The organism is Thiohalorhabdus sp. Cl-TMA (assembly GCF_041821045.1).
Lineage (GTDB): Bacteria > Pseudomonadota > Gammaproteobacteria > Thiohalorhabdales > Thiohalorhabdaceae > Thiohalorhabdus > Thiohalorhabdus methylotropha.
This window is the reverse complement of record NZ_JBGUAW010000003.1, coordinates 252,094-269,076: the sequence shown is the minus strand read 5'-3', so window position 1 is coordinate 269,076 and position 16,983 is coordinate 252,094. Positions and strand designations below refer to the sequence as shown.

16 protein-coding genes are annotated in these 16,983 nt (G+C 70.0%); 8 read left to right on the top strand and 8 right to left on the bottom strand.

Annotation, left to right across the window (positions count from 1 at the left end; genetic code table 11):
• Positions 1-47 precede the first annotated feature (47 nt).
• The 3 genes from selD to ACERLL_RS05630 all read right to left on the bottom strand — a co-directional run bounded on the left by selD (position 48) and on the right by ACERLL_RS05630 (position 3,910).
• Positions 48-2,402, bottom strand: coding sequence for a selenide, water dikinase SelD (selD, locus tag ACERLL_RS05640; RefSeq protein ID WP_373655090.1), 2,355 nt, complete (start codon positions 2,400-2,402; stop codon positions 48-50).
• 2 nt (positions 2,403-2,404) lie between these two features.
• Entirely contained in the window at positions 2,405-3,520 is a 1,116-nt protein-coding gene (locus tag ACERLL_RS05635) for a cobalamin-independent methionine synthase II family protein (protein ID WP_373655089.1), read from the bottom strand.
• 162 nt (positions 3,521-3,682) lie between these two features.
• A complete protein-coding gene (locus ACERLL_RS05630) occupies positions 3,683-3,910 on the bottom strand; it encodes an RND transporter (protein ID WP_373655088.1) in 228 nt (75 codons plus the stop codon).
• 111 nt (positions 3,911-4,021) lie between these two features.
• Between ACERLL_RS05630 and ACERLL_RS05625 the strand changes: the two genes are divergently transcribed.
• From ACERLL_RS05625 to ACERLL_RS05610, 4 genes are read left to right on the top strand one after another with little or no spacing between them, the layout of a single operon-like run.
• Positions 4,022-5,467 (top strand): dihydrolipoyl dehydrogenase family protein, encoded by a 1,446-nt coding sequence (locus tag ACERLL_RS05625; RefSeq protein WP_373655087.1) that lies wholly within the window; start codon positions 4,022-4,024, stop codon positions 5,465-5,467.
• Between the two features lie 43 nt (positions 5,468-5,510).
• Positions 5,511-6,476 (top strand): arsenosugar biosynthesis radical SAM (seleno)protein ArsS, encoded by a 966-nt coding sequence (gene arsS, locus ACERLL_RS05620; RefSeq protein WP_373655086.1) that lies wholly within the window; start codon positions 5,511-5,513, stop codon positions 6,474-6,476.
• Positions 6,469-7,173 carry a TIGR04283 family arsenosugar biosynthesis glycosyltransferase gene (locus ACERLL_RS05615; RefSeq protein WP_373655085.1) on the top strand — a complete coding sequence of 235 codons (705 nt, stop codon included), beginning with the start codon at positions 6,469-6,471 and terminating at the stop codon, positions 7,171-7,173. The genes arsS and ACERLL_RS05615 overlap by 8 nt, the downstream gene beginning before the upstream one ends.
• Positions 7,170-7,859 carry a TIGR04282 family arsenosugar biosynthesis glycosyltransferase gene (locus ACERLL_RS05610; RefSeq protein WP_373655084.1) on the top strand — a complete coding sequence of 230 codons (690 nt, stop codon included), beginning with the start codon at positions 7,170-7,172 and terminating at the stop codon, positions 7,857-7,859. Before ACERLL_RS05615 ends, ACERLL_RS05610 begins: the two co-directional genes overlap by 4 nt.
• On the opposite strand, the gene ACERLL_RS05605 is transcribed toward ACERLL_RS05610, so the two are convergent.
• Positions 7,787-8,473, bottom strand: coding sequence for an ArsR/SmtB family transcription factor (locus ACERLL_RS05605; protein ID WP_373655083.1), 687 nt, complete (start codon positions 8,471-8,473; stop codon positions 7,787-7,789). The two genes, ACERLL_RS05610 and ACERLL_RS05605, sit on opposite strands and share 73 nt — an antisense overlap.
• A 90-nt stretch (positions 8,474-8,563) precedes the next feature.
• Here ACERLL_RS05605 and ACERLL_RS05600 point away from each other — a divergent pair, with 90 nt between their 5' ends.
• The 3 genes from ACERLL_RS05600 to ACERLL_RS05590 are packed head-to-tail and all read left to right on the top strand — an operon-like array spanning position 8,564 to position 11,047.
• Positions 8,564-9,433, top strand: coding sequence for a sterol desaturase family protein (locus ACERLL_RS05600; protein ID WP_373655082.1), 870 nt, complete (start codon positions 8,564-8,566; stop codon positions 9,431-9,433).
• A complete protein-coding gene (locus ACERLL_RS05595; protein WP_373655081.1) occupies positions 9,420-10,424 on the top strand; it encodes a VTT domain-containing protein in 1,005 nt (334 codons plus the stop codon). Before ACERLL_RS05600 ends, ACERLL_RS05595 begins: the two co-directional genes overlap by 14 nt.
• A complete protein-coding gene (locus tag ACERLL_RS05590; protein ID WP_373655080.1) occupies positions 10,421-11,047 on the top strand; it encodes a class I SAM-dependent methyltransferase in 627 nt (208 codons plus the stop codon). The genes ACERLL_RS05595 and ACERLL_RS05590 overlap by 4 nt, the downstream gene beginning before the upstream one ends.
• A gap of 82 nt (positions 11,048-11,129) precedes the next feature.
• On the opposite strand, the gene ACERLL_RS05585 is transcribed toward ACERLL_RS05590, so the two are convergent.
• The 4 genes from ACERLL_RS05585 to ACERLL_RS05570 form a co-directional block, all read right to left on the bottom strand.
• Complete coding sequence (locus ACERLL_RS05585; protein ID WP_373655079.1) at positions 11,130-11,336, bottom strand: CopZ family metallochaperone; 207 nt, start codon at positions 11,334-11,336, stop codon at positions 11,130-11,132.
• Positions 11,337-11,372: 36 nt separating this feature from the next.
• On the bottom strand, positions 11,373-13,892 hold the full coding sequence (locus tag ACERLL_RS05580; RefSeq protein WP_373655078.1) for a heavy metal translocating P-type ATPase: 2,520 nt from the start codon (positions 13,890-13,892) through the stop codon (positions 11,373-11,375).
• A 114-nt stretch (positions 13,893-14,006) separates the two neighbouring features.
• Positions 14,007-14,414 carry a heavy metal-responsive transcriptional regulator gene (locus tag ACERLL_RS05575; RefSeq protein ID WP_373655077.1) on the bottom strand — a complete coding sequence of 136 codons (408 nt, stop codon included), beginning with the start codon at positions 14,412-14,414 and terminating at the stop codon, positions 14,007-14,009.
• Positions 14,415-14,505: 91 nt separating this feature from the next.
• Positions 14,506-15,450: a DMT family transporter gene (locus ACERLL_RS05570; RefSeq protein WP_373655076.1), complete on the bottom strand. Its 945-nt coding sequence runs from the start codon at positions 15,448-15,450 to the stop codon at positions 14,506-14,508.
• Positions 15,451-15,689: 239 nt separating this feature from the next.
• Here ACERLL_RS05570 and ACERLL_RS05565 point away from each other — a divergent pair, with 239 nt between their 5' ends.
• Complete coding sequence (locus tag ACERLL_RS05565; RefSeq protein WP_373655075.1) at positions 15,690-16,916, top strand: amylo-alpha-1,6-glucosidase; 1,227 nt, start codon at positions 15,690-15,692, stop codon at positions 16,914-16,916.
• The last annotated feature ends 67 nt before the right edge of the window (positions 16,917-16,983 follow it).

Below are 16,983 nucleotides of genomic sequence, written 5' to 3'. Positions count from 1 at the left end.
ACGCCCTCGGCCGCGGCGGAGGCACTTCCGGGAAGGCATTCCCCCTCTCAAGACGTGGTAACGCCCTGGGGCCAGCGCCGGAAACCGCCGGTCTCCCGGGCGGAGCCCGCGTCCTTCCACTCGCCGCCGGCGGGAATCACGGCCACCGATTCCTCGGCGCCGCTCGCCTCCAGGACCCGACCGAGGACCGCCGCCTCGGGATATCCGCCACCCCGCAGGGCAGCCAGACAGTCCTGCGCGCGCTCCTCCGGAACGCTGGCCAGCAGGCCGCCGGCGGTCTGGGGGTCGAACAGCAGCGGATAGCGCTCGTCAGCCCCAGCCGCCTCCGGATTCTTCACGGCGCGGCGAAGCCGCACGTTCTCCGGCTGCAGGGAGCTGAACACCCCCGCCCGGACGGTCTCCAGGGCACCATCGAGCACCGGCAGGTCCGCCAGCCGGACCTCGACGTCCACCCCGGAGGGCTTGGTCATCTCCACCAGGTGACCGAGGACGCCAAAGCCGGTGACGTCCGTGCAGGCGGTGGCGCCGTGCTCGAACAGTATCTCGGCGCCGCGCCGGTTGGAGGTGACCATGGTATCCAGGGCCCCGGCCACCCAGCGCCCCTTGGCCAGGTGGCGCATGTCGGCGGCGAACAGGGTGCCGGTGCCGATCGGCTTGGTAAGGATCAAGACGTCCCCGGGCCGCATGCCGCCCTTGCGCAGGATGCGCTCCCGCGCCACCAGGCCGTTTACGGCGAAGCCGAAGGCCAGCTCGGCGCCCTCGCCGGTGTGCCCCCCCACCAGGGCGGTGCCGCTGTCCTCGAACACGGACAGGGCGCCCGCCATCATCTGGTAGATCTGCTCCTCCACCTTCTCCTCGCGGCCGTAGGGCACGGTGGCAAGGGCCAGGGCGGACTGCGGGTCGGCGCCCATGGCGAAAACGTCGCCCAGGCTGTGATTGGCGGCGATCTGCCCGAACACGTAGGGGTCGTCCACCATGGCGCGGAAGAAGTCCACGGTATGCACCATCACATGGCCCTCCGGAACCTCCACCACCGCCGCGTCGTCGGGTGCGTCCAGGCCCAGCAGGATGTCGTCGCGGTCCACCGGGGTCAGGCGCGCCAGGGCGCGCGACAGCACCGAGCTGCCCACCTTGGCGCCGCACCCGCCGCAGCGCATGGCCGCCGAGGCGATCTCCTTCAGGGCCTCGGGCCCGCCCGCGAGCTCCTCGCGCACCCCGGGCTCGCCCTCCTCGTCCATCTGGGGCAGGTCGCGGTACTTCTCCATGAAACGCTCGTCGATCCAGCGCTTCATCCGCCACAGCCAGTCCGCTTCCACCGCCCAGCGGCCACGCGCCGCCACGGCGTGGCGGTCGCCGGTGCTGATGATGGCCAGGGCCCGCTTCTGCGGGATGTGGCGCCTGAGTCGGCGGCCCAGCAAAGCCCGGCGCAGATTCCGGGCCAGGGGCGGCCCCTGGCGAACCGCGTACACCCCGGATTTCGGGCGGGGATGGCCCGCCATGCTGGCGATGTCGCCGCTGGCAAACACCTCCGGGTGCGAGGTGGACTGCAGGTATTGGTTGACCTCGGCGAAGCCGGCCTCGTCGGTGGCCAGGCCGGCGTTCGCGATCCATTCCGGCGCGGCCGCCTGGGTCACCCACAAGGGCGCGTCGGTTTCCAGGATCCGCCCGTCCGCTAGGTGAAGCGCCCCCGGAGCGACCCTGGCCACGGGAACCCCCGTGTGCACGCGGACACCCCGTTCACGCAGGATCCGGGCGAACTTGGCCCGGGCGCGCCGATTGTGGGCGGGTAGCACCGTGTCCTCGGCGGAGACCAGGTCCACCCGCAGCAGATCCGGCTCGCCGCCGCCAGCCGCCAGCTCGCTGCGCAGAGCGAATCGCACGGACAGGGCCAGCTCCACGCCGCCGGCCCCGGCGCCCACCACGGCGATGCGATAGGCGCCGCCGGCGGCGAGGGCCCGCGCCTTGACCCGCTCCCAGCGCGCCAGCCAGCTATCGATGGGCTTCACCGGGATGGCGTGCTCGGCGGCACCGGGCACGTTGCCGGTATTGGGCCGCGAGCCGATGTCCAGGGAGAGCAGGTCGTAGGCCACCGGTGGGCGACCGGCACAGTGCAGCCGGCGGGCGTCCGGGTCCAGGGCGGTGGCCTCGGCGTGGATCAGCCGCGCCCCGGCGAAACGGGCCAGGGGGCGAAGGTCGATGTGGCAGTCGTCGTAGGCGTAGTGGCCGGCCACGAATCCCGGCAGCATGCCCGAGTAGGGCGTGTGGACATCGCGCGCGACGAGGGTGAGGCGCACCCCCGGCTCCGGCTTCATGCCGAATTTGCGCAGCACGGCGATGTGGCTGTGCCCCCCGCCTACCAGCACCAGGTCCTTGAGGACGGGGACGTCGCTGGTTCCTTGCAAGGCTACCCCCAGACTCGATCGGCCGTTTCACGGATGGTCGCCAGCTTGCGGCGCTCGTCCTCCACCGTAACCCGGTTGCCCACCACCGAGGTGGAGAATCCGCACTGCGGCGACAGCGCCAGGCGCTCCAGGGGAAAATGGCCGGCGGCGGCGTGGATCCGCTCCGCCAGCGCCTCCGGAGTCTCCAGCCGCGGCGACTTGGTGGTCACCAGGCCCAGGACCACCATCTTGTCCTCGGGCACCTGGGCCAGGGGCGCGAAGGAGCCGGAGCGCTCATCGTCATACTCGAGCAGCAGCCGCTGCGCCCGGGTCTCCCGGAAGATGGGGGCGGCGATGGGGTCATAGTCGCCCGATACCAGCCAGCGGCTGCCCTGGTTGCCCCGGCACAGGTGGAAGCCGAAGGTGATCCCCGGTGCCGCCTCCATCACCGCGTTGTCCAGCTCGATGCCCCGCGCCAGCCAGTCCCGCCAACCGCCCCCGCGCGCCTCGTAGAAGGCCCGGGTCCCGGGATCGAGCAGCAGGGGATAATGGGGCGCGTCGAGCTGCACGTATTCGGCGCCGAGCCGGGCCAGCTCCGCCACCTCCTCGCGCAGCAGCTCGGTGACGTCGGCCAGGAAGGCCGCCAGGGCGGGATAGGCGGCGGTGGAGCGCTCGGGATCCCAGAAGCTGGCGAACAGGCTGGGGCTGGGCAGGGTGACCTTGGGCACGGTGTCGGGGCCGACCCGGGCCCGCAGGTAGACGAATTCCTCCACGGACAGGAAGCGCCGCCGGCGCAGCGGCGCCTCCACGCCCAGACGGGCGGGCCGCTCCCGCGACCAGTCCCCGGTGGCCTCGTCGCCCTGCCAATCCCCCCACAGGAAAGCATCCAGGTCCCACGTACCGAAGCCGTCCACCGCCTCGGTCATCTGGCTCTGGAAGGACAGCCGGCGCATCTCGCCGTCGGTGGCCACCGCCATGCCGGCCTCCTCCTGGAGACGGACGGCGGCATCCACCGCCTCGTCCTCCCGCCGTTTGAAGGCCGCCGCATCCAGCCGGCCCGCATCCCGGTCTTCCCGGGCCCGGAGCAGCTCGGGCGGCCGCAGGAGGCTGCCCACCACATCCGTATGCGCCGAGATCATGGCCGCCTCTCCTTGGCAGAATCGCCACCATTGTTGAAGATGGCCCGGGCCCTGAAAAGCCTCGACCCTTCTTCCGGCCCCCATACTGGCAGGCCGGGCGGAGATATCGCCACGAAGCCATCATGCCACGAGGGAGATCAGGCATGGTGGGGAGCGGACGGATCAGGGTGCCGGGCGCCCCCGGGCGAGACGCACCAGACGGATGGCCAACAACAGCGGCAAAATGCCGTGGAGGAAGAGGTCAAAGATGTCGAGGGGACGGGTCAGGCTGCCGGCGGCGAGCATCTTCAGCTTCTGCCAGAGGTGGGGCTCCGGAGTGAAGGGGGCCAGGCCCAACAGCAGGGCTCCAATCACCAGCGGGCCCAAAGGGATGCGCTCTATCCAATGCATGAGTAGGGGAAGGTCCTTTCACGGCATGGGACATGTTGCCGGAGATTCTACATGCGAGGAGGCGGTCCCGGGGAGGAGCCTAGTCCCGGCCGTGCCGCCGGGGGGCGGCCCATGAGTGCGCCGGGCACCGGCGGGGAGCGCTTCGACCTGGTGGTGATCGGCGGCGGCTCCGGGGGGCTGTCGGTGGCAAGCGTGGCCGGCCGCCTGGGCCTGCGGGTGGCGCTGGTGGAGGCGAGCGGCGAGCTGGGCGGCGAATGCCTGCATACGGGCTGCGTACCCTCCAAGGCCCTGCTGCGCAGCGCGCGGGTGGCCCGGCTCATGCGGCGGGGGGCCGACTTCGGCCTGGAGGCTTGCGAGCCGGCCCCGGACATGGGCGCGGTCAGCCGGCGGGTGCATGCGGTGGTGGACCGGCTGCAGGCCCACGACGACCCCGATCGGTTCCGGAGCTACGGCGTGGAGGTGATTTTTGCCGCCGCCCGCTTCCTGGACGCCCACCGGATCGCCGCCGGGGACCGGGTACTGTGGGGGCGCCGCTTCGTCCTCGCCACCGGCTCCACCCCGGCGGTGCCCGAGGTCCCGGGCCTGGCGGCGGCCGGCTACTGGACCAACGAGAACCTCTTCGACGTGACGGAGCCTGCCGGTGAGCTGGCGGTGGTAGGCGGCGGCCCGGTGGGGGTGGAAATGGCCCAGGCCTTCCGGCGTCTGGGCTGGACGGTAACCCTGGTGCAGCGCGGCGCGCGCCTCCTGCCCGCCGAGGACGGTGGGGCTTCCGGGGTCCTGCGCGAAGCCCTGGAAGCCGAGGGGCTTACGATACACACCGGCAACAAGCTCCAGGAGGTGGTTCCGGCCGCCACCAGGGACGAGCGCCATGCCCTGCGCCTGGCGGACGGCTCCGAGATCCCCGCCCAGCGCATCCTGGTGGCCACCGGCCGGCACCCGACCACCGGCGGCCTGGACCTGGAGGCAGCCGGGGTGGAACGCACGGAGACCGGGGCGGTGGCGGTGGATCGCCGCCAGCGCACCACCGCCCGCCACATCTACGCCGTGGGCGATGTGTGCGGGCCCTACCAGTACTCCCACCTGGCCAATTACCAGGCCGGCGTAGTGATCCAGAACGCGGTGTTCCGGCTGCCGGCGCGGGCCGACCTCACCGCCCTGCCACGCGTCACATTCTGCGACCCGGAGGTGGCGCAGGTGGGCCTCACCGCCGCCGAGGCCGAACAGCGGTACGGGGACACGGAGGTGCATCGGGCGGACTTCGCCGATCTCGACCGGGCCCTGGCCGAGGGCGAGGCGACGGGCTTCGCCAAGCTGGTATTCCGGCGTGGCCGGATCATTGGTGCCACCGTGGTGGGCCCGCATGCCGGCGAGCTGCTGCCCCAGCTTGTGCAGGCGGTGCGCGGCAAGCTCCGCCCCAAGGACATTATCGGCGCGGTCCACGCCTATCCGACGCTGGCCGAGATCGCCAAGCGAGCGGTGGAGAAGTACTACGGCGAGCGATTGTTCCGGCCGCCGGTCAAGGGGCTGGTACGCTGGATCAATCGGCTTGTACCGTAAGGAGCGATGCCTTTATCTTCCCGGCCTCCCAAAGGAGCCGACCGTGCACGCTACCCTGCCTTACCTGGAGAACAGCGACTTCCCCGCGCTGAACCGGCGCGCGCCAGCCACCCTGCAGGTGAACCTGGGCTACCGGTGCAACCAGACCTGCGTCCACTGCCACGTGAACGCGGGACCCAACCGCACCGAGGTCATGGACCGGGAGACGGTAGGGGACCTGCTGGCGTTCATGGATGCCGGGGAAGTCCAGACCCTGGACGTGACGGGCGGGGCGCCCGAGCTGAACCCCCATTTCCGCGAGCTGGTGGCCGCGGCGCGGGAGCGCGGCGTCCACGTCATCGACCGCTGCAACCTGACCGTGCTGGAGGAGCCCGACCAGGACGGACTGGCGGAATTCCTGGCGGAGAACCGGGTGGAGGTGGTGGCCAGCCTGCCCTGCTACCAGGAGGCCAACGTGGACAGCCAGCGCGGCCAGGGGGTGTTCGACACCAGCATCCGCGCATTACGGCGGCTCAATGACTTGGGCTACGGCGATGGCGACGCCGGCCACCTGCTTACCCTGGTCTACAATCCGCTCGGCCCCAGCTTGCCACCCGAGCAGGGCCAACTGGAGGCGGCCTACCGCACGCATCTGGCCGAGGAATTCGGCGTCGCCTTCGACCGCCTGTTCACCATCGCCAATATGCCCATCCAGCGCTTCGGCTCCACCCTGATCTCCCACAATCAGTTCGACGACTACCTGGCGCTCCTCAAGGGAGCCCACCGCGATACCAATCTGGAAGGGGTCATGTGCCGCGACCTGCTTTCCGTGGACTGGCAGGGCTATGTCTACGACTGCGACTTCAACCAGATGCTCGACCTGCCCCTGGCGCGGGAAGGCCACCCCGACCGGGTGCACATCCGCGACCTGATCGGGGCCGACCTCGCCGGCAACCCGGTGGTGGTCCGCGACCACTGCTACGGCTGCACCGCCGGCCAGGGCAGCGGCTGCGGCGGCGCCCTTGGCTGAGGCCGCCGGCTGCCCGCTGAGCGTCATCGTCCCGGCCCTGGACGAGGCCGCCGGCATCGCCGCCACCCTGGAGCCCCTGCAGGTCTGGCGGGAACGGGGAGCGGAGGTGCTGGTGGTGGACGGCGGCAGCGGCGACGGCACGCCGGAGGCAGCCGCGCCCGGGGCGGACCGGGTCCTGGGGGGCGCCAGGGGCCGGGCGCCGCAGATGAACGCCGGCGCGGCCGCGGCCGGTGGCCGCGTGCTGCTGTTCCTGCACGCCGATACCCGGCCGCCGGAGGACGGCGACCGCGCCCTGCTGACCGCGCTGGAGGGCGGGCGGCACTGGGGCCGCTTCGACGTCCGTCTCACGGGCGCTTCCCGGCTCACCCTGCTGGGGCTGGTGGGCGCGATGATGAACCTGCGCTCGCGGCTCACCGGCATCGCCACCGGGGATCAGGCCCTGTTCGTCACCCGGGCGGCCTTCCGCGCGGTCGGCGGCTTCCCGGAGCAGCCCCTGATGGAGGACATCGCCCTGAGCCGCCTCCTCAAGAAGCATTGTGGCCGCCCCGCCTGCTTGCGGGAGCGGGCCCTCACCTCCAGCCGGCGCTGGGAGGATCGAGGCATCCTACGCACCATCGGCCTCATGTGGGCGCTGCGCCTGCGCTACTGGCTGGGGGCAGACCCGGCCGTGCTCGCCGCCCGGTACCACCGGGGATGAGCGGCGCGCCTCCGGAGCGGCTGCTGGTGCTCGCCAAGGCCCCCGTGCCGGGGCAGGTCTTCCGCCGCCTGGCCCCGGTGCTCACCGCCCGGCAGGCGGCCCGCCTGCATATGCGCCTGACCGCGGGCACCCTCCAACGCCTCGTCGATCCGCATCGATGGCGGACCCGGCTGTACGGCACCCCCGACACCCGGCACCCCTTCCTGCGGGCCTGCGCCCGCCGTCACGGAATTCCTCTCCGCCTGCAGCACGGGCGGGACCTGGGCGAGCGCCTGCACCGGGCGCTGGCCGAAGCGCTGGCGGGCGGCGGACCAGCGGTGCTGGTGGGCACGGACCTGCCGAGGCTCGACGCCGAATCGGTGGCGGCCGCCTTCCGGGCCCTGCGCGAGGGAAACGATGCGGTGCTCCTGCCCACCGAGGACGGCGGCTACGGGCTGGTTGGCCTACGCCGTCCCCTGCCCGAGCTGTTCCGGGAGATTCCCTGGGGCTCGGAGCGTGTGGCGGAGGCCACCCGAGAGCGACTGCGGACCACGGGGGCGGCATGGCGGGAGCTTCCGACCACCTGGGACGTGGACCGGCCCGAGGATCTGGACCGGCTCGCCCGGATCCCTGATCATTCTTCCTCCACGTCCCCCCGGAACGCTTCCCCCTCTACCGGATACCCCTCCAGCTTCCATTCCGGGTAGCCGTACTCCAGGCGGCGAGCCCGATAGCCCCGCTCCCGCAATCGGGCCACGGCCTCGTAGGCAAGCATGCAGTAGGGACCGCGGCAGTAGGCCACCACCTCCTGTTCGTGGGAAAGCCCCTCCAGGTAGGATTCCAGCTCTCCAAGCGGCACGTTCACGGCGCCCGGCAGGTGCCCGGCGGCGAACTCCTCTTCCGGTCGCACATCGAGCACCGTGACATCGCCCTCCCGGGCCCGGCTCAGGAGCTCCTCGGCCGCCAATGGGTCCGCCTGGTCCCGGCTTGCCAGGTTAATGGCGATTAGCTGCCCTACCTCGGCCAGGTTGCGCTCGGCCACCGCGCGCACCGCCTCCAGAAGCCTGATGACCTCGTCTCCCGCCACCCGGTAGTAGACATAGAGCCCCTCCTTGCGGGTGGTGACCAGACCGGCCTGACGTAGCTGTTGCAGGTGCTGCGAGGTATTGGCTACCGCCAGCCCCGACACGCGGGCCAGCTCCTCTACGCTGCGGTCGCCCTGGGCCAGGTACTCCAGCAGCTCCAGCCGGTTGGCATTGGAAAGCGCTTTGCCCACGCGGGCGAACTGCCCGGAGAGGGCGTGCTTGAAGTCACCGCTCATGGCTCACCTGATATTCAACCAATCAATTGAACAATGTATCATTGGACTACCCTGGTAGCCGATCGATCGCCGCGCAAGGAGAATAGGGCCATGACGGTGTCCGAAATGCTGCTTGCTTACGCGCCCCAGATTCGCCTCGGCTTCTTCCTCGGCATCCTCGGGGTGATGGCGTTCTGGGAGGCAGCCATGCCCCGCCGTCCCCGCAGCCAGCCACGCTGGGTGCGCTGGCTCAATAACCTGGGACTGGTGGTGCTCAACACCGTCCTGCTGCGCCTGCTGTTTCCCGCCGCGGCCGTGGGCACCGCCCTGTACGCCGAGACCCACGGCTGGGGACTGTTCAATCAGTGGGCCTTACCGGCCGTGCCGGCGCTGATCCTGAGCGTGGTGATTCTGGACCTGATCGTCTACCTGCAGCACGTCATGTTTCATGCCGTGCCGGCACTGTGGCGGCTGCATCGCGTCCACCACGCCGACCTAGACTTCGACACCACCACCGGCCTGCGCTTCCACCCCATCGAGATCGTGCTCTCCATGCTCATTAAGCTGGCCGCCGTAGCTGCGCTGGGGGCTCCAGCCGCCGGAGTGCTGACCTTCGAGGTGCTACTCAACGCCACCGCCCTGTTCAACCACGGCAACCTGCGGCTGCCCCCCGGTGTGGACCGGATCCTGCGCTGGGTCGTGGTAACCCCGGACATGCACCGCGTGCACCACTCCGTGGAGGGCGACGAGACCAACAGCAACTTCGGCTTCAACCTGCCCTGGTGGGACAGCCTGCTGGGCACCTACCGCGACCAGCCGCGCGCCGGCCACGAGGGGATGCCCATCGGCATCCACAGCGTGCGCGAGCCGCGCGCTGCGGTGTGGCTCGACGGCTTGCTGGTCGGCATCCCGTTCCGCGGCGGCACCCCCGAGTACCCCATCAACCAGCGCCTCAAGGAGACCACCGATGGCACCGCCTAGATGGCTGCGGTGGCTACTGGGCGGCCTGTTGCTCCTGGCCGTTGGAACCGCCCTATTCTACCGTGACCGGGTGGACCCGGCCGCCGTGGAGGCCTGGATCCAGGGCACCGGCGGCCTGGCGCCCCTGCTGTTCCTGACCCTGTACACCATCGGGGCGGTGCTGTTCCTACCCGGCTCCGTGCTCACGCTGGCCGGTGGGGCCCTGTTCGGCCCGGTGCTCGGCACCATCGTGAATCTGGCCGGGGCCACCATCGGCGCCACCCTGGCCTTCCTCATCGCCCGCTACCTGGCCTCGGACTGGGCGGCCGAGCACACCGGCGGCCGGCTGGAGCGGCTCAAACAGGGGGTGGAGTCAGAGGGCTGGCGCTTCGTGGCCTTTACCCGTCTGGTGCCCATCTTTCCTTACAACCTCCTCAACTATGCCCTGGGCCTCACCCGCATCCCGTTACTGTCCTACGTAATCGCCACCCTGGTGTGCATGGCACCGGGCGCCGTCGCCTACACCTACCTCGGCTATGTTGGCCGGGAGGCGGCCACCGGCGCCGAGGACTTGATCCGGAAGGGTCTTCTGGGCCTGGCCCTATTGGCCCTGGCAGCCTTCCTGCCCCGGCTGGTGGCCCGGCTACGGCAACGGTCCATGCTGGAAGTGGACGAAATCCACCAGCGCCTGGAGGCGGGGGACGACCTGCTGGTGGTGGATGTGCGCACGCCGGAGGAATTCACCGGACCGCTCGGCCATATCCCCGGGGCGGTCAACCTCCCCGTGGACGAGCTGCCTCGTCGCCTCGACGAGCTGTCCGGTGCCACGGATCGCCCCGTCGCCTTGCTCTGCAAGGCCGACCGACGCTCGGCCAAGGCCGCGGACCTTCTCGCCCGGAACGGCTTTTCCGACGTGCACATGGTCCGCGGCGGCATGACGGCCTGGAACGAGGCGGATCTACCGATAGAGCGGGTCAGCTCTTCAGCGGCTACCGAGGGGAAAGGGCAATGAATCAGGTTTGGGAGGCCCGGAAGGGGCATTGGGAGCGGATCTATCACGAGAAGGACGAATCCGAGGTGAGCTGGCACCAGGATCGACCACAAATGTCCCTGGCGCTCATCGGACAGGCCGGAACCGCGCCCGATGAACCGATCATCGACATCGGCGGCGGGGCGGCGCACCTGGTTGATGCCCTTTTGGACCGGGGCCACTCCGACGTAACGGTACTCGATCTGGCGGGTAGCGCCCTGGCCCAAGCGCGGGAACGCCTCGGCGAGCGCGCCGCCTCCGTGGCCTGGATCGAGGCCGATGTCACCGCCTGGGAACCGCCCCGGTGCTATCGGCTATGGCACGACCGGGCGGTGTTCCACTTCCTCACGGAGGCTGGCGAGCGCACCGCCTATCTCGAGCGCCTGCGCTCCACCGTGCCGGCCGGAGGTCACGTGATCATAGCAAGCTTCGGTCCCGACGGGCCCGATTGCTGCAGCGGACTCCCGGTAGTGCGCTACACCCCAGAGGGACTGGAGGAAGCCCTGGGTACCGGATTCGAGCTATGCGCCACCCGGTACGAAGCCCACCGAACCCCGGCCGGCAAACCACAACAGTTCGTGGGGGCCCTGTTCCGCCGAACCTAGCTCGCTGTGGCGGAAATTCGCGGCGAATTCAATGCCGGGGGAGCGGTGCAGGGCCCAACCGGCACCGGAGATAGGGCGCCGCCTAGGTTGCCACCTCCGCCTCGTAGCCCTCTTCGGCCACCGCCTTGATCAGGGCCGAAGGGTCGGCATTGCCGGTGACCTCGGCCCGGCCCTCCTCCAGGGAGACCTCGGCGCTTTCCACGCCGTTCACCTCCTCCAGGACCTCCTTCACGGCGTTCACGCAGTGGCGGCAGGTCATGCCCGTCACCTTCAGGGTGGTGCCCGCCATCTCGTCCTCCTTATCGCTCAAATCGACGTTTGAAATTCAGGCGGCCCTCGCCGGCGTGGCGTCCGCCTCGGGCTCCGCGGCGGGGACATGCCCCCCTTCCCCGGAAAGCCGGACCGGACGCATTCTACGCAGCCGCAGGCTGTTGGAAACCACGAACAGGCTGGAAAGGCCCATGGCCACGCCCGCCATCATGGGATTCAGGTGCCAGCCGAACGGCAGGTAGAAGACCCCCGCCGCCAGCGGGATCAGCACAACGTTGTAGGCGAAGGCCCAGAACAGGTTGCCCCGGATGGTACTCAGGGTGCGCCGAGCCACGTCCAGGGCGGTGACCACCCCGTCGAGACTGCCCCGGCTCAGGGTGACGTCCGCGGCTTCGATGGCGATGTCGGTTCCGGTGCCCACCGCCACGCCTACCTCGGCCTGGGCCAGGGCCGGGGCATCGTTGATGCCGTCGCCCACGAAGGCGATCCGCCGGCTCGCGCCCTGCATGGCTTCCACGGCTTCCGCCTTGCCGTCGGGCAGCACCTCCGCGCGCACCTCGTCGATGCCCGCGCGCCGGGCGATGGCCTCGGCAGTGGCGCGGTTGTCACCGGTGATCATGGCCACGCGCAGCCCGCGCTCGCGCAGTGCGGCCACGGCGGCGGCCGCCTCCGCCTTGAGCGGATCGGCCACGGCCAGCACTGCCTGAACCGTATCATCCACCGCCAGCAAGATGGGGGTCTTGCCCGCCCCGGCCAGCGCGGATGCGCGCCCCGCCCAGGCCGAGGCGTCCACGCCGTGCTCCGTCAGCAGGCGCGCCGAGCCCACGAGCACCCGGGCGCCGTCCACCTCGGCCCGCACCCCGTGGCCCGGCACCGCCTCGAACCCCTCGGCCTCCGGGATATTCAGACCGCGGCCGTCCGCGGCCTCGCGCACGGCGGCCCCGAGCGGGTGCTCGCTGGCCGCCTCCGCGGCGGCGGCCAGGCGCAGGGCACCGGCCGTTTCGCCGTCGGCGGTCTCCAAGTCGGTGAGTCGCGGCCGGCCCTCGGTGAGCGTGCCGGTCTTGTCGAACACGGCCGTATCCACCTCCGAGAGACGCTCCAGGGCCTCGCCCTTGCGGAACAGCACGCCCAGCTCGGCCGCCCGCCCGGTACCCACCATGATGGCCGCCGGCGTGGCCAGGCCCATGGCGCAGGGACAGGCCACCACCAGCACCGCCACCGCGCTCACCAGGGCCAGGGTGATTGCCGGCGCGGGGCCGAAAGCCAGCCACAGCAGGAAAGTCAGCACGGCCACCCCCAGCACGACGGGAGTGAACACCCGGACCACCCGGTCCGCCAGACCCTGGATGGGCAGCTTGGCCCCCTGGGCCCGCTCCACCAGGCGGATGATCTGGGCCAGCACCGTGTCACTACCTACCTGGGTAGCCTCCAATTGCAGGACACCGTACTGGTTCACGGTGCCGCCCACCAGCTCGTCGCCGGCGGCCTTGACCACCGGCTCCGGCTCCCCGGTGAGCATGGATTCGTCCACGTAGCTGCTGCCCTCGGTAACCCGGCCGTCCACCGGGATCCGCTCCCCGGGGCGCACCACGAGCCAATCGCCCACCTGAACCCGGCTCACCGGGACCTCTTCCTCCACCCCGTCGCGCAGCACCCGGGCATTTTTGGCCTGCAGGCCCACCAGCTTGCGGATGGCCTGGCTGGTGCGCCCCTTGGCCACCTCCTCCAGGTACTTCCCGAACAGGATCACGGTGACGATCACCGCTGCGGACTCGAAATAGAGACCGCGGGCCTCGGCCGGGAACAGGCCCGGGGCCACCACCACGCCCAGGCTGTAGAGCCACGCGGCCCCGGCGCCGGTGGCCACCAGGCTGTTCATGTCCGGGGAGCCCTGGCGATAGGCCTGGAGGCCCGGTCCCCAGAAGCGCCGCCCGGGAATGGCCAGCACCAGGGTGGTGAGCACCAGCTGCGTCCAATCCCAGGCCCCCGGCCACGGCTCCGCGGCGGCCAGCAGCTCGTGGAGTCCCGGCACCACCATGGCACCCATGGCAAGGAAAAGCACCGGCACTGTGAGTCCGGCCGCGATCCACAGGTCGCGGCGCATGGCTGCCAGCGAGCGGGCGCGCCGCGCCCCGGGATCCTGCTCCCCGGCCTCTTCCTCCAGAGGCCGGGGCTCGTAGCCGGTGTCGCTGATGGTCGCCGCGATGCCCCGCGGGGTCACGGTCTCCGGGAAATAGCGCACCGTAGCCCGCTCGGTGGCAAGATTCACGGTGGCCGTCACCACGCCCGGCAGCTTGTTCAGCTTACGCTCCACCCGGGAGGAGCAATTGGCGCAGGTCATGCCGCCCACGCCGATCTCGTATTCTGCGATCAGGGGCGCATAGCCGGTCTCGCTAACCGTCTCGGCGATCCGCTCGGCGTCCACCGCCTCCTCGTCGAAGCGCACGGTGGCCCGCTCCGAGGCCAGGTTGACGCTCGCCTCGGAGACCCCTTCCAGCTTGTTCAGGGCCCGCTCCACCCGCGAGGAGCAGGAGGCGCAGGTCATGCCTTCGATGCCGAGGTCCAATTCCTTCATGCGTTTCCCTCCCATGGGGAGCAAGCCGCCCATTGATTCAGCAGCAATTCCCAACGTGCCCGTTCAAGTATCGCGACCTGGAGGTCGCTCCTACAGGACTACGTTCCGGTTCTTCTACTCATCGTCCCGGTTCAGGGCGCTCAGGATGGGGCAGTCCGCAGTGGAGCCGTGCCCCGGACACTGCTCGGAGAGCGCCTTGAGGCCGTCGCGCAGATGCTCCAGGTCCCGGATCCGTGCCTCGATGTCGGCGATTCGGTTATCGGTGAGCGCCTTCACCTCGCCGGCGCCGGCTTGGGGACTGTCGGACATGGCCAGCAGCTCCGCCACCTCGTCGAGGCTGAAGCCCAGGGCCTGCGCCCGGCGGATGAAGCGCAGCCGCTCCCGGGCGTCTTCCCCGTACAGGCGATAGCCGGATCCCGAACGCCCGCTCGGGATTACCAGCCCGCGACGCTCGTAGTAGCGCAGGGTCTCCGTGGCCAGCCCCAGCTCACCCGCCAGCTGGCCGATGGTCATGGTGGACATGGGCACTCCTCCCCTCTATGCGGTGAGCCTCAACCTTACAACAAGTTGTAAACTTGAGACCACGGCCAGGTCAAGGAGTTCCCGCCGACCCCTATGCCCGGGAGGAGACGGCCCGGCTTCCCGATGCGCACTGATCGGGATGCACGGCCTGGCTCTCCCGGCCCCGCGACATCTCCAGGGTCAGCCAGAACCCGGCACCCAGCAGGATAGCTCCCCCGTAGATGGTGCTCCCGGCGGGCACCTCGCCGAAGACCAGATACCCCAGCAGGGAGGCCACCACCGGAGAGACGATGATGTCGACGAGCGCGTAGGCATTGGCGCGGAGTCGCTTCAGGACGATGGAGATGCCGAAATAGGCGAAGCCGGTGGAGACGATCCCCAGGCAGGCCGCCCACAACATCACCGGCAGGGAAGCCCCGAGGGTGGGGTACGGGATCATGGCCCCGACGGCGCCCGGACCAAACAGCAAGGGCGCGGGCGAGAGCAGCAGCGCCCCGGTCAGCATGGACCAGGCGATGTCGTTGCCCGCCTCGGTTTTCCCCTCGTGGCGCATGTAGGTGACCATGGCCGCATAGATGGCGCCGTCGCCCAGCGCCACGAGGTTGCCGGCCATGTTGCCCCCCTCGAGCGGTTTGGCCAGGACGATGCCGGTAAGGGCCAGGGCGAAGATCAGGATATAGCTCTTGCGCGCCTTCTCGCCGAGGAAGACGGCGGAGAAGATAAAGGTGAAGAAGGGCGCCACGCTCCAGAAGATCACCACGTTGGCGATGGGCGCCAGGGTCATTGCGAAGTTGAACACGCTGATCTGCAGGGCAATCAGTGCCCCGATGATCACGGTGTCCTTAACATTGTCCCGGGGAAAGCGCGGGGACTGTCCGGTGGCCAGCGGCAGGGCCGCCATGAGGAACGCCGCGGCGAAGGCCAGGGCGTAGAAATTGAGGGTCTGAATGGGGATCCGGCCATCGACGAGCTTCACGAAAACACCGATGGTGGCTTCGGATAGCGTGATAAGCAGGAGCAGAAGCAGGGTCTTCATGGTGGGCTGTCGTCCTTCGGCTCACGCCGGGTGTCGGGCGCCCGGTGCCGGCATCACCGGTCCGGACACCTTTATCCGCAATGTGCAGCAAACACCCGCCGGTACGCCACCCCCGCGCCGTTGCCGCCGCCGCGGAGAACAGGCCGCGAGGCCCTACGGGGATGCGGGTCCATCCTGGTAGGCCTCCAGGCCGCACCATATACCCTGGAGGCATGGGAGTCACCGAGAGCAGGAAAGCCATGGAGGACGACGGCTACCGCAGGGCCCTCGCGCTTCTCCGGAGCTGCAGCTCCCCGTCCGGGTTCCTCGCCAGCCCCGTGAAACAGGACAATTACCAGCGCGTCTGGGCCCGGGATGGCGGCATCGTGGGGCTGGCGGCCCTGATGACCGGGGACGAGGGGCTGATCGACACCTTCCGGCGGACGCTGAGCACCCTTGCCCGCTACCAGGGGCGCCACGGGGAAATCCCCAGCAACGTGGACCCCCGCGCCGACCGTATCAGCTACGGCGGAACGGCCGGACGGGTGGACGCCGACCTCTGGTTCGTGGTCGGCTGCGGGCAGTATTGGCGGGCGACCGGTGACGACGGCTTTCTGGATGCCATCACGCCGCACCTGGAACGGGTCCAGTTCCTGCTCGGGGCCTGGGAGATGAACAACCGGGGCCTGCTCCACGTGCCCCAGACGGGCGACTGGGCGGACGAATACCTGCAGCACGGCTACGTCCTCTACGACCAGCTCCTCTATCTCCAGGCCCAATCGGAGCTGTGCCGCATCCATCAGGCACTGCACGGCTCGGCGGACCACCCTCTGGAGGAAAAACGGGCGCGGCTCCACCATCTGATCCGGGCCAATTACTGGTTCCCCGAGAGGGATGCCGAGCCGCCCCCGGACGCCTACCACGAGATCCTCTGGGAAAAGGGCCGGGAAGCGGCCTGCTTCTGCCACGGCCGGTATTGGCTGCCCTTCTTCTCCCCCTCGGGCTACGGCTACCGATTCGACGCGTTCGCCAACCTCCTGGCCTCCCTTCTCGGTATCGCCGACCCCACCCAGCAGGGAAGCGTGGACGCCTATCTGGACGGCATCCTTCCCGAGGAGCTGCCGCTGGCGCCGGCCTTCCACCCGGTCATCACTCCCCGCGACGAGGAATGGGAGGAGCTGCAGATGACCTTCTCCTATTCCTTCAAGAACCAGCCGCACGAGTACCATAACGGCGGGCTGTGGCCCATGCTCTCGGGCTTTCACGCGGCCGACCTGGCCCATCGCGGCCGGACCGAGCAGGCCCTGCGGGTCACCGAGGCCATTGACCGCGCCAACGCCCTGCCCATGGCCGGGGCGTCCTGGTCCTTCCCGGAGTACGTGCACGGACGACAGCTAACCGCCGGAGGAAACCAGCACCAGGCCTGGAGCGCGGCCGGCTCCCTCATGGCCCACCATGCCCTGGAGGGACGGCCGGTATTCCGATAGCACCTGCCGGAGGAAGCTTTGCAGCCTTCAACCACTTCCACGCAAGCCGACCAGCATGCCCGTGCGC